10 protein-coding genes are annotated in these 12,837 nt (G+C 44.5%); all 10 read left to right on the forward strand.

Annotation, left to right across the window (positions count from 1 at the left end; translation table 11 throughout):
* The first annotated feature begins 90 nt into the window (after positions 1-90).
* Positions 91-2,898, forward strand: coding sequence for a 2-oxoglutarate dehydrogenase E1 component (locus L8G48_RS01805; protein ID WP_248262904.1), 2,808 nt, complete (start codon positions 91-93; stop codon positions 2,896-2,898).
* A 13-nt stretch (positions 2,899-2,911) separates the two neighbouring features.
* Positions 2,912-4,459, forward strand: a complete 1,548-nt coding sequence (gene odhB, locus L8G48_RS01810; RefSeq protein ID WP_248262905.1) for a 2-oxoglutarate dehydrogenase complex dihydrolipoyllysine-residue succinyltransferase — start codon at positions 2,912-2,914, stop codon at positions 4,457-4,459.
* A 133-nt stretch (positions 4,460-4,592) separates the two neighbouring features.
* Positions 4,593-5,762, forward strand: a complete 1,170-nt coding sequence (gene sucC, locus L8G48_RS01815; protein ID WP_248262906.1) for an ADP-forming succinate--CoA ligase subunit beta — start codon at positions 4,593-4,595, stop codon at positions 5,760-5,762.
* Entirely contained in the window at positions 5,759-6,631 is an 873-nt protein-coding gene (gene sucD / locus L8G48_RS01820) for a succinate--CoA ligase subunit alpha (protein ID WP_054487381.1), read from the forward strand. Before sucC ends, sucD begins: the two co-directional genes overlap by 4 nt.
* 131 nt (positions 6,632-6,762) lie before the next feature.
* A complete protein-coding gene (gene dps / locus L8G48_RS01825; RefSeq protein ID WP_248262907.1) occupies positions 6,763-7,287 on the forward strand; it encodes a DNA starvation/stationary phase protection protein Dps in 525 nt (174 codons plus the stop codon).
* 328 nt (positions 7,288-7,615) lie between these two features.
* Positions 7,616-9,460 carry a hypothetical protein gene (locus tag L8G48_RS01830; protein WP_248262908.1) on the forward strand — a complete coding sequence of 615 codons (1,845 nt, stop codon included), beginning with the start codon at positions 7,616-7,618 and terminating at the stop codon, positions 9,458-9,460.
* A 109-nt stretch (positions 9,461-9,569) separates the two neighbouring features.
* On the forward strand, positions 9,570-10,001 hold the full coding sequence (locus L8G48_RS01835; protein WP_248262909.1) for a nuclear transport factor 2 family protein: 432 nt from the start codon (positions 9,570-9,572) through the stop codon (positions 9,999-10,001).
* 84 nt (positions 10,002-10,085) lie between these two features.
* Positions 10,086-10,715: a hypothetical protein gene (locus tag L8G48_RS01840; RefSeq protein WP_248262910.1), complete on the forward strand. Its 630-nt coding sequence runs from the start codon at positions 10,086-10,088 to the stop codon at positions 10,713-10,715.
* A gap of 624 nt (positions 10,716-11,339) precedes the next feature.
* Positions 11,340-12,008, forward strand: a complete 669-nt coding sequence (locus L8G48_RS01845; protein WP_248262911.1) for a hypothetical protein — start codon at positions 11,340-11,342, stop codon at positions 12,006-12,008.
* Positions 12,009-12,099: 91 nt separating this feature from the next.
* Positions 12,100-12,834 (forward strand): alpha/beta hydrolase, encoded by a 735-nt coding sequence (locus L8G48_RS01850; protein ID WP_248262912.1) that lies wholly within the window; start codon positions 12,100-12,102, stop codon positions 12,832-12,834.
* The last annotated feature ends 3 nt before the right edge of the window (positions 12,835-12,837 follow it).

A 12,837-nucleotide genomic window follows, 5' to 3' on the forward strand; every position in this document is an offset into this window, starting at 1 on the left:
TCAATTTGAGCGGTTAATGTTATGGATAGCCATCCTACCAGGGTGGCTATTTTAATAAAAAGGTTTATCTATTCAGGTGAAGGAAACGCAATGCAAGATGGTGTAATGCGTGAATGGTTAGAAACATCGCATCTAGCCGGTGGTAACGTTGCCTACATTGAACAAATGTTTGAGGCGTATCTGGATGATCCGACGGCAGTCAGTGATGAATGGCGTCAAATGTTCGATGCGTTGCCGAAAGAAAACCACACAGTTGATACCAAAGTCAGCAAAGTGAGGGAGCAGTTCCGCGAAGCCGCAAAAAATAAATTCAAGCAATCCCAAGCAAGCAGCACGACTGCCGCTGATCAGAAGCAAGTTAAAGTATTACAGCTTATCAATGCTTACCGATTCCGCGGTCATCAGCATGCTAACCTTGATCCCCTTGGTTTATGGAAACAAGAAACTGTTACAGATTTATCATTAAGCTTTCACAATCTAAGTAAAGACGACTTAGAGCGAGAGTTTAATGTGGGCTCTTTAGCTGTCGGCAAAGACACAATGAAGCTGAGTGATATTCACGAAGCACTGGAAAACATTTATTGTGGCTCGATTGGCGCTGAATATATGCACATTGTTTCAACCGAAGAAAAACGCTGGATCCAGCAACGGTTGGAAGGTGTCCTTGGCAAGCCTAAGTTTGAAAAAGAACAACAAACCAAAATTCTGAAAGAACTGATTGCAGCCGACGGAATGGAAAAATACCTGGGTTCTAAATTCCCGGGAGCTAAGCGTTTCTCATTAGAGGGTGGTGACAGCCTCGTTCCGTTGTTAAAAGAACTCATTTCACGCTCGGGTGAGCAAGGTGCCAAAGAAGTGGTTATTGGCATGGCGCACCGTGGCCGACTGAACGTTTTAGTTAACGTTCTGGGTAAAAAGCCACAAGACTTATTCGACGAATTTGCCGGTAAACATAACAGCACAAAAGGTTCTGGTGATGTTAAATATCACATGGGCTTTTCGTCTGACTACGCGACACCGGGGGGCGATGTCCACCTTGCATTAGCGTTTAACCCATCGCACCTGGAAATTGTCAATCCGGTGGTTATGGGTTCTGTTCGTGCACGCATGGATCGTCTGCAAGACCCTGACGGTAAAAAAGTATTACCGATTACCATTCATGGTGACGCAGCGGTTGTTGGTCAGGGCGTAGCCCAAGAAACCTTTAATATGTCGCAGACACGTGCTTATCATGTTGGCGGTTCGGTTCGAATTGTTATAAATAATCAAGTTGGTTTCACTACCGCAAAACAAGAAGACGCGCGTTCTACTCAGTACTGTACCGATATTGCCAAAATGGTGCAGGCACCGATTTTCCACGTGAATGCCGATGACCCGGAAGCTGTGGTTTTTGTCACTCAGCTGGCCTTGGATTATCGCAATGCGTTTAAGCGCGACGTGGTAATCGACTTAGTTTGTTACCGCCGTCACGGCCACAACGAAGCCGACGAGCCAAGTGCAACTCAGCCGTTAATGTACAGTAAAATCAAAAAACAGCCGGCTACTCGTGAAATCTACGGTAAGCGCTTAATTAAAAACTCAGTTGTTGATGAAGAAAGAGCAAAACAATGGATGTCCGATTACCGCGATGCTTTAGATAAAGGCGAAGTGGTCGTCGATGAGCACCGGCCGATGCGTCAACACTCAGTTGACTGGTCTCCGTACATTGGTAACGACTGGGATGTTGAATACGACTACAAAGTGTCAGTTGGAAAGCTGAAAGAGCTCGGTCAGAAAATCACTGAGTACCCAGAAGAGCATAAGCTGAACTCACGCGTTGAGAAAGTGTATAAAGAACGCCTGAAAATGGCAAAAGGTGAAAAGTCGATGGACTGGGGTTTTGCGGAAACCTTAGCCTATGCGACCTTAGTGAATGACGGCACTCATATTCGTCTGACTGGTCAGGACAGTGGTCGTGGTACGTTTTTCCATCGTCATGCGGTCTTGCACGATCAGGAAGACGCATCAACTTATATGCCTCTGAATAACCTGGGTTCCGAGGACGGTAAAATTGAAATTTATGACTCGGTGTTATCAGAAGCTGCAGTAGTAGCTTTTGAATATGGTTATGCAACCGCAGAGCCAAAAGCACTGGTAATGTGGGAAGCCCAGTTTGGTGATTTCGTCAATGGTGCACAAGTCGTTATTGACCAGTTCATGAGCTCTGGGGAACAAAAATGGGGCCGTTTGTGTGGCTTGACGTTATTGTTACCGCATGGTTATGAAGGTCAGGGGCCAGAACACAGTTCGGCGCGTCTGGAGCGCTTCTTGCAACTTTCAGCGGATCATAACTGGTCAGTTTGCGTGCCAACAACACCGGCTCAGGTTTTCCATATGATCCGTCGTCAACACTTACGGCCTGTTCGCAGACCATTAGTTGTGATGACACCGAAATCCTTATTGCGTCATCCATTAGCCGTTTCAGAAATGGACGACTTAGCGAATGTTGGGTTCCAGAACGCGATTGCTGAAATTGACGACTTGAACCCGAAAAAAGTAAAACGCGTGGTATTTTGTTCCGGCAAAGTTTATTTCGACTTACTGAAGGAACGCCGCGAACGTGAACAACAAGATGTTGCCATTATTCGTATTGAACAGCTTTACCCGTTCCCTGCAGAAGAAGTGGCAGAAATCATGAAAGATTATGAGCACGTTAAAGATTTTGTCTGGTGTCAGGAAGAGCCTCAGAACCAAGGCGCATGGTATAGCAGCCAGCACCATTTCTGGGCCGCAATTCCGAAAGGAGCTCAGTTGTCCTATCGTGGTCGCAGTGCTTCAGCAGCACCAGCGGTCGGATACATTTCAGAGCACAACAAGCAGCAGCAAAACCTTGTTGACGAAGCGCTAACCATTAAATAGGTGAAGATGAACCATGGCAATTGATATTAAAGTTCCTCAATTACCCGAGTCTGTTGCAGATGCAACCATTGCAACATGGCACGTAAAACCTGGCGATAAAGTGTCTCGCGACCAGAATCTGGTTGACATCGAAACCGATAAGGTAGTGCTTGAAGTCGTCGCAGAAGCGGACGGTGTCTTAGGCGAAATTACTGCCGAAGAAGGTACCACAGTAACCGCTGAAGAAGTCATCGGTAAAATTGAAGAAGGTGGCGGTGGGTCTGCTTCTGACGATAAACCAGAAGATAAAGACTCAGGCGATGACAAACAAGATAAAAAAGAAAACTCAGAAAAATCTGACAAGAAAGGTTCCGGCGAGAAAATGGAGGTTAAAGTTCCTCAGTTGCCTGAATCTGTTTCTGATGCCACTATCTCGACCTGGCACGTAAAAGCTGGCGATTCAGTAAAACGCGACCAAAACCTGGTTGATATCGAAACCGACAAGGTGGTTCTGGAAGTTGTGGCTCCGGCTGACGGCTTACTGGCTGAAATTAAGCATGACGAAGGCGACACCGTTGGTGCCGATGACGTTATTGGTATTGTAGAAGCAGGTGCTTCCGGCGGCGACAGTTCAGGCAAATCTGACAGCAAGTCTGAATCCTCGTCAGAAAGCAAAGACGACAGCAGCGATACCGAAGTTGCTGGTCCAGCAGTGCGTCGTTTGTTAGGTGAGCACGGTCTTAAGCCAAGTGATGTAAAAGGCACAGGCAAAAGCGGTCGCGTGACTAAAGAAGACGTTGAGAAGCATGTTAAAGGTCAGTCTTCAGCGAAATCATCTGACAGCGGTAAAAAAGAATCATCGCAGCCTGCTGTTGCTGGTGACCGCGATCAGAAACGCGTACCTATGACACGTCTGCGTAAGCGTATTGCTGAGCGTCTGTTGCAAGCGAAGAACGACACCGCCATGTTGACCACGTTCAACGAAATTAACATGAAGCCAATTATGGACTTGCGTAAGAAATACAAAGATGTGTTTGAAGAAACACACGGCACGCGTCTTGGTTTCATGGGTTTCTACGTTAAAGCGGTAACAGAAGCGCTGAAACGCTTCCCAGACGTTAACGCGTCAATTGATGGCGACGATATTGTGTACCACAATTTCTTCGATATCAGCATTGCGGTATCCACGCCTCGTGGTCTGGTAACGCCAGTATTACGTGACACTGACCGTTTGAGCATTGCTGACATGGAAAACGGCATTCGTGACTTAGCCATTAAAGGCCGTGACGGTAAGCTGACCATGGACGAAATGCAGGGCGGTAACTTCACCATTACTAACGGTGGGGTATTTGGTTCACTGCTTTCAACACCTATTTTGAACCCACCACAAAGCGCTATTCTGGGTATGCACAAAATCCAGGATCGGGCCATGGTGGTTGACGGTAAGATTGAAGTCTTACCAATGATGTACTTAGCTCTGTCTTACGACCATCGGATTATTGATGGTAAACAATCGGTAGGCTTCCTGGTTACCGTAAAAGAGTTATTAGAAGACCCTCAACGTCTTATCCTGGATATCTAGACGCTGAGAACCCAGCCGTGAGCTATTAGGCTTGCGGCTGTAAATTATGCGCCGAGAACGTTAGAATTCGGCGCGGTATTCGGGTAAGCAGCACTTGGCTGCTTAAGTTGTTTCAACGAATCGGAAGAGCATCATGAATTTGCATGAGTATCAGGGCAAGCAACTCTTTAAAGAGTTTGGTTTGCCAGTATCTGAAAGTTATGCCTGCGACACTGCTGATGAAGCGGTAGAAGCGGCAAAACGTATTGGTGGCGACATTTGGGTTGTCAAATGTCAGGTTCACGCTGGTGGCCGTGGTAAAGCGGGCGGCGTGAAATTAGTGAAAAGTTTAGACGACGTTCGTGCATTTGCAGAACAGTGGATAGGTAAAAACTTAGTCACTTTCCAGACCGACGAAAAAGGTCAACCAGTTTCTAAAATTTTAGTTGAAAGCTGCACTGACATTGCCGACGAGCTTTACCTAGGTGCAGTTGTTGATCGTGCTTCACGAAAAATCGTGTTCATGGCATCAACCGAAGGCGGCGTAGAAATTGAAACCGTTGCTGAAGAAACACCTGAGAAAATCTTGAAAGCTGAAATTGACCCAACGGTTGGCGCACAGGCTTACCAGGGCCGTGAATTAGGTTTTAAACTGGGTCTGACTCCAGACCAGGTTAAGCAGTTCACTAAGGTGTTCTTAGGCCTGGCAAAAATGTTCGAACAGTACGACTTAGCATTGTTGGAAATTAACCCATTGGTTATCACTGACGAAGGCAACGTACATTGCTTGGATGCGAAAGTCGGCATCGACGGTAACGCACTGTATCGCCAGCCTAAAATCCGTGAAATGCACGATCCGTCACAAGAAGACGGGCGTGAAGCAGAAGCGGCTAAGTGGGAACTGAACTACGTAGCACTAGACGGCAACATTGGTTGCATGGTTAACGGTGCTGGTTTGGCGATGGGTACAATGGACATCGTTAAGCTGAGCGGCGGCGAGCCAGCTAACTTCCTTGATGTTGGTGGCGGCGCGACAAAAGAACGCGTTGCAGAAGCGTTCAAAATCATCCTGTCTGACCGTTCTGTTAAAGCCGTATTGGTTAACATCTTCGGCGGTATCGTACGTTGCGATATGATTGCTGAAGGTATCATCGGAGCTGTTGAAGAAGTTGGCGTTAAAGTACCCGTTGTTGTTCGTCTTGAAGGTAACAACGCTGAACTGGGTACTCAAAAATTGAAAGAAAGTGGCCTGAACATTATCGCTGCAGAGAGCTTATCTGATGCTGCCGATAAAGTGGTTGCTGCGGCAGGAGGTCAAGAATGAGCATTTTGATCGATAAAAATACCAAAGTTATCTGCCAGGGCTTTACTGGCGGTCAGGGTACTTTCCACTCTGAGCAAGCTATTGCGTATGGTACCCAAATGGTCGGCGGTGTAACACCGGGTAAAGGTGGTCAGGAACACTTAGGTCTGCCTGTATTCAACACTGTTAAAGAAGCAGTAGAAGCAACTGGCGCAACCGCATCCGTTATCTATGTACCGGCCCCTTTCTGTAAAGATTCAATCATCGAAGCGGCAGACGCCGGTATCGAACTGATTGTCTGTATTACTGAAGGTATTCCTACACTGGACATGCTTTACGTTAAAGAATACTTGACGCACAAAGGCGTGCGCATGATTGGTCCAAACTGCCCGGGTGTTATCACTCCGGACGAGTGTAAGATTGGTATCATGCCTGGCCACATCCACAAGAAAGGTAAAGTGGGTATTGTTTCGCGTTCAGGTACATTAACGTACGAAGCGGTTAAGCAGACTACTGACGCAGGTTTTGGTCAGTCTAGCTGTGTTGGTATCGGTGGCGACCCTATCCCGGGTTCTAACTTCATCGATATTCTGGAACTGTTTGAAAAAGATCCAGAAACCGAAGCTATCGTTATGATTGGTGAAATTGGCGGTACAGCAGAAGAAGAAGCGGCAGAATACATTAAGAACAATGTTTCTAAGCCAGTTGTTTCTTACATTGCTGGTGTTACTGCACCTCCGGGCAAACGTATGGGCCACGCTGGTGCTATCATTGCCGGCGGTAAAGGTACTGCTGACGAGAAATTTGCTGCACTTGAAGCAGCAGGCGTTAAAACTGTACGCAGCCTGGCCGAAATTGGCAAAGCTGTTGCAGAGAAAACAGGCTGGTAATAACCCGCCAAACGCTCTACCAAAACCCGGCCTTCGAGCCGGGTTTTTTGTTGCTGGCTTATAGGGTGTAGCGATCCAATATTCTATTTCTGCCGTAGTAGATAGTATATAAATAAGCAGCAGGAGGAATAATGAGTAACAGCAACAATGCAAAGAAAGCAGCTGAATTCACTGCTCCGGGCGTTGATAATAAATCGGCGCAGGATACTGTCGCTTTACTTGATGACCGTTTGGTTGCACTTCTCGATCTACAACTGACTTTAAAGCACATTCATTGGAACGTTGTTGGGCCTAACTTCATTGGTGTGCATGAAATGCTGGATCCGCAGGTTGATGCGGTTCGTGAAATGACTGACACCATTGCGGAGCGTATTGCCACCATGGGCGGAGTACCATTAGGTACGCCTAAATCTATTGTTGATCGCCGTCGTTGGGACGAGTATTCAATTGGCAAAGGCTTAGTGACAGAGCATCTAGTCGCGTTGGATAAAGTATACAACGGCGTTAATGCTGATCACCGGAAAGCTATCGACAAGCTCTCAGAGTTAGACCCTGTTTCGGAAGATATGCTTACCGGGCAACTCGGCGAACTAGAGCAGTTCCAGTGGTTTGTTCGCGCTCATATTGAGTCATCATCGGGTGAGTTGAAAAACTAAATAGCGTTTCAAATTTGAAAAGCCTGACATCTTTGATGTCGGGCTTTTTTTATTGTATATATGTAAGTAAGAAATACTCAGCGAAAGAGTCTGCTCGAAGATCACCCTAAATTTATTGAGCGATATAACAATTATGTCAGTCCTATGGTGTACGCCGAGAGTCCAGTTGAGTGGAAAGATGCATTAAAACTTTTCATTGAATTGGCTAATTTCGTATTAGAAGATGTAGAAAAGCGGCTTTAGTTTCCCATGTCTTTAGGTTGCAATATTGTTATAAGGGAGTAATTTAACTGACTAATAATTAAGCGAACCAAGGAGCGGAGTAGCAATGAAACTTGCCAACGTCTTATCTACCGTCAATCAGTTTGAGAAGTCGAAATTCATTAACTTCCTCGACCGTATTTGTACAGAAGTTAGCTCACACGACATAGAAGTTGCTAAGCGTTTTAAAAATATTGATGGGCAAATTAAAAATGCCTCCAGTGGCGAAGTAACTCAGTTATTCAAGCTTGCTCAGCACCTGTTTCAAAAAGAAGTTAAATCACAACTGGCGCTTAGCGGCGCTCAAACAGTCCTGCTGGTCAATATACTCAGTCGCGACGGCAACTGTGTGGCGCGAATCACATGGATAGAGCATCTTTGTGAGAAAGAGTGGAAGCAAATTGATGAGCAGGCAAAAAGTCTGAAATCACTTTTTGCAGATGCGCCTGAAACCGAGGTTTATGACGAGCCGAAGCGATTAGGGATCTATTATGCCTGTTTGCACGAGGCTCTTCATAACGACGAACGCTCCAACCGGGAAGCAAAAATTACGGATGAAGAGCGGGGAATACTGAATGTTCTTGCCCAGCAATTGGATGTAACTGCTGACAATAGGGTGGCTATCGAGCACTTAATTGATCCAATACCTAAAACGGGAGTTCAGGACTGCCTTAATCAATTGCGTGAAATAGGCATAGTCTTTGTGTCAAAGAAAGATCAGACGGTTTACATTCCTGACGAGATTGTTGCAATGCTTCACCGTATCCAGCATAAAGAGCTGGCAGACAAGCACCTTCTAAGAATTTTAAGAACATTTTCTGATGCTGAGTTATCCAACATTCTAAAGAATCATGACAAGCGCATTCGGGGTGTAAGCCGTGATGAGAAAATAGATACGGTTTTTAAAATGGGTTTATCGGTAAGCCAGATACTGAGTGACGATATGCACAATGAACAAGTAGGTGTCACAGAGAAAAAAGACCGGCTTAAGTTACTTATTGAAGACCTGCAGTTATCACTCGATAAACTAGGAACTACTTTAGATGAGCGGTACAACCTGATTATTGGTGCGCTTAACTCGTCGACAGAACGGGAGTTTAATATTCTTTCTGCCGCTGGTTATAAGTCCTTGTTTGCCACGCTCAGCCAGCACATGCCTAAGCTTCCTGAAATGCTAAAAAGTGAGTTCGAGCTTGAGCCTCATCAGGAAATTGACGTTGAAAAGTTACGCTCTCTTGCCATTACGCCGTACGACATTTTATTCATGTTATCCAATGAACAGGTGAAGAGTTTAAAATCCGACATGGATATAACGCGTCGTGGTGATCCCCGACAGGTCATTTTAGAGAGCTTTGCTGATGCCACAGACAAGTTAGTCGAGAACTATGAAGCGCTGGCAAAACGCGATTGGGTCACATTGAAACAAAAGAATATTGAAATAGCCGAAGCCGATATTGGCGTTAAGTTCGAAGAGGTCACTAAAGCCATATTTGAAGAGCTTGGCTTGATCGTTGACGAGGATTTACGTCGAGATATTAATACAGCCAAAGATAAAGCTGACATTATATTGTCTCTTAGTGAAGACGAGATCATTATCGGTGAAGCAAAAACCTCGAAGAACGGAGATTTTGCGAAATACTCCACCACCTCCAGGCAGGTTAAAGCGTACGCTACTCGTTGTGAAGCCGCCGGTAAACGAGTTGCTCAAGTACTTATTGTCGCCCCTAGCTTCTCTAATGACTTTGTTGAGTCGGCTGAAATGGATACTGAAGTCAATATTTCACTACTAGAGGCCGCCGGGCTTAAAAAAATATTGGAAGCATTTAAGTCGCGTCGAACCCCGAAGTTTTCTGCGAAGCTGTTTACTAAGGGCGGACTGTTGAAGGCGGGGTTGATTGCTAAGAATATATGAGAGTGGGTGTTTGTCTTGAGGTCGCCGAGATTCGTGTGCATTTGAGACGCTTGCTTAATAGAGTTAATCACTGTCGCTATTTAATTAACTATGCCTCAAGGAGGAGAAAGTGAAATATCGCTATGTAATATTTGCTTCGTTATTACTTTCTAACGTTGCTTTTGCCGGTGACCTGATTAACAAGGTTAACCAGTATTTCGAAGCTCAAAAAGCCGTAGAGCATAAAAATTCAACGGAAAGTGATGTTGGTGACTTATTATCCTTACTCACTGACGACGCAAAATTCGAGCACCCCAGGTTTGATGCCGTTCAGTCAAAAGCGGAGTACAAAAAAGGCCTGCTTTACTATTTGGGAAATTATGGCGAATGTGATATTCAGGTAATGAATGTTATTGAAGGGCTTAACGCTGTCACCGTCGAATATTTACACCCTTGCACGGATAAAGATGGGAACTCTGATCCTGAAAATAACAATGAAAAATTAGTTACTTTATTCGAGTTTGAAAACAACAAAATAAAATTGATTAGGCATTATTTCTGATTGGTAAGCTATTGAATAAGCTGGAATCTGCTAGATTTTATTTGCTTGATTCAATACTCAGATCTTAATCATGGAGGATAAATCATGAGAACTTTGCTTTTTATCGTCGCTTTGCTTATGAGTTTCGTATGTTTTTCGGACGAACAGTCTCACGAAGAGCATCTAAAGAAAATGAAAAAAGCATTTGAGAGAGTTTACGAAGCCACGAACGGCAAAACATTAAGTCAGCAGATTAATGCGCTTGAGGAGCTTTCTACTGAGTTTGCTGACAATGAAGCGGTGTATGACATGCTACTTCAAGAGCGCGGTACTACCTATTCATTTCTGGGTCAACATAATCAGGCGTTGGCGGCATTTGATAAGCGCAACTTAACACCTAAAAACCTGCATGACAAAGTAAAGGGGTTAAGTATGCAAAATGCAGTTGATGCGATTGTGGAAAAATCAGTTGAACATCAAATTGTAATGATTAATGAAGCGCACCATGTTGCCCAGCACCGTGTACTGACATATCGACTGTTAAAGGATTTGTGGGAACAAGGTTATCGTTACTTGGCGTTGGAAACTTTATCCGAAAATGCTGAAAAGGAGTTGGCTGACGAATACGTTTCTGAGAGCGCTGGTTATTATACAGTCGAACCCGTGTTCGCGAATTTAATACTGCATGCTCGGCAGTTAGGTTTTCAGTTAGTTTCATACGACTACGGTTCTTAAACATCCGGTGGAACGGAAGCTAGAGAGAAAAGTGCAGCCAAAAACCTTCGTGAGAAAATATTCGACAATAATCGCGATGCTAAGTCATCATTCATGTCGGCTATAGCCACATAAATGAAGATGGCTGGCTCGCCTACTATTTAAAAGAGTCGTTAGAGCTAGACCCATTCACGATTAACCAGACGGCGATTGCTGAAAAAAGTGAGAAAAAATTTGAACCGGAGACTTATACCTGGCTTGTGGAGAATCATGCGTTTGATGAACCGGTTTTATTGACGAATAGTGAGGGTAAGTTTTGGTCATTAAATTCCGAAAAATATGACGTTAATGTAGTCTGGCCTAGAACAGAATATAGATTGAGTCGCCCAGACTGGGCTAGTCTAGGTAGGGAGCTTGCGCCAGTTGATAAGAGTTGGTGCCAACAGAAGTTTCCCTGTACCGTTGAAGTTTACCGAGTAGGGAATGAAGAAGAAATTCCTGCTGATCGCATTATCATTCCAACGACCAGTGATGCGTCAGGTATTTTTATCTCGCCATCCAGCACTCAAATAAAGGTAACGAATGCTGAGGGCGAGGTATTACACACTGAGTTTTTTAAATAGCGAATTTTAGCAGGAAACGAAAATGGAACTTTCTATAAAGCTTAATAAGCTGCATACAGTTTTGGTTGCTACGGTTATTAGCTTTGCAATCGCGTTTACCAAATACACTTTTGAAGCCAATTTGACGGATATTCTTATTGATGCCCAGGCTGGCGTTGTTGTCGTTTTTGCATTCATCACCAGCGCAATACTCTGGGTACTATTAACGCTATCAATTTATAAACTTATTCGAGCATCTATCAATGCAGATCGGTTAAAAGTAATTAGTTTCGCCTTTATAACCGTTATTCTGCTGTGTCTGGCAGCCTATTCAATCACAGGTTCGGTTGAGAGGAAGCATGCACTTTTGGACTCGGCTAACCCTGCAACGAAGCCTGAAAGGTTGAGGAAACTTGTTGGTTTTCAATCGGGTTTTGGCTATGAAATAGATAACAGGATTGCGAGAAATCCATCTACACCTACTGATGTTCTTGAATCGTTATATGGAACTCCAGACCAAATTGGAACTGATATTAACTTAGCCAGCAACCCGAATACACCCAATGATATTCTGATAAAGCTTTCAAAATATAATGATAAGGCCAGGAAAGAGCCTATTTTAAGTAGCTTAAAACGTAATCCAAAAGTTCAAAGTAGTGAGCTGTACTTCGATAATTCAATGGTTCTTCATGAAAGCATGCAACCAGAATAACTGTATTATTTTATTAGATGCTGAAGATTTGATATATTTCAAGTCAATAATTTGGGGCGCATCCCAAAACCAAATCGTAAAGGACTATAATTTGAAATTTCTCGCATTAGTTACCAGTATATTTTTCAGTGTATTCTGCTTCGCAGGCAATACGGTTTATGATGAATCTAGAGATAGACAGATTCCAATAGATATCTCGCATCCCACTGCTAAAGAGCAATGTAGCGAAATACAAAAATGTCCTGTAGCCTTTCTTAGCTCGGGTTATGGTGTACCGCACTCAAAGTACACTTTCCTATCGAAACAGCTGAATGAGTTGGGCTATATGGTTGTCGCTATTGGACATGAGCTTGAAACCGATCCGCCGTTGTCAGTGTCGGGTGACTTGTATGAAACTCGAAGTGAGAACTGGAGCAGGGGCGCTGAAACACTGGACTTTATTAAGCATAACCTGGAACCTGATTACCCGAGCTACAATTTTAATGACTTGCTTCTTATCGCTCACTCAAATGGTGGCGATATTTCTTCCTGGCTTGCGAACGAGGGCAAGGATTACGTAGGCACTGTCATTACGATTGATCACCGGCGCGTTCCTCTTCCCCGCAGCGAAGATATCGGTGTGCTCTCAATTCGCGGGAGCGATTACCCGGCAGACGAGGGCGTGTTGCCTTCGCAACAAGAAAGCGCGCAGTACGGTATTTGTGTTAAGGAAATACCGGAGTCCCGCCATAACGACATGACTGATTACGGGCCTAAATGGCTTAAAGACGAAATTAGTCGTAAGGTCGCAAACTATCTGAATGGTTTTGAGTGCGAAAAAGTTTAAACC

The organism is Idiomarina aminovorans (genome assembly GCF_023155095.1).
Taxonomy (GTDB): domain Bacteria; phylum Pseudomonadota; class Gammaproteobacteria; order Enterobacterales; family Alteromonadaceae; genus Idiomarina; species Idiomarina aminovorans.

Bases quoted from the DNA above. Each gene is read 5' to 3' on its own strand.
- L8G48_RS01805 (WP_248262904.1), top strand. From the start codon at position 91: ATGCAAGATGGTGTAATGCGTGAATGGTTAGAAACATCGCATCTAGCC.
- L8G48_RS01845 (WP_248262911.1), top strand. From the start codon at position 11,340: ATGGAACTTTCTATAAAGCTTAATAAGCTGCATACAGTTTTGGTTGCT.
- sucC (WP_248262906.1), top strand. From the start codon at position 4,593: ATGAATTTGCATGAGTATCAGGGCAAGCAACTCTTTAAAGAGTTTGGT.
- L8G48_RS01840 (WP_248262910.1), top strand. From the start codon at position 10,086: ATGAGAACTTTGCTTTTTATCGTCGCTTTGCTTATGAGTTTCGTATGT.
- L8G48_RS01830 (WP_248262908.1), top strand. From the start codon at position 7,616: ATGAAACTTGCCAACGTCTTATCTACCGTCAATCAGTTTGAGAAGTCG.
- dps (WP_248262907.1), top strand. From the start codon at position 6,763: ATGAGTAACAGCAACAATGCAAAGAAAGCAGCTGAATTCACTGCTCCG.
- sucD (WP_054487381.1), top strand. From the start codon at position 5,759: ATGAGCATTTTGATCGATAAAAATACCAAAGTTATCTGCCAGGGCTTT.
- odhB (WP_248262905.1), top strand. From the start codon at position 2,912: ATGGCAATTGATATTAAAGTTCCTCAATTACCCGAGTCTGTTGCAGAT.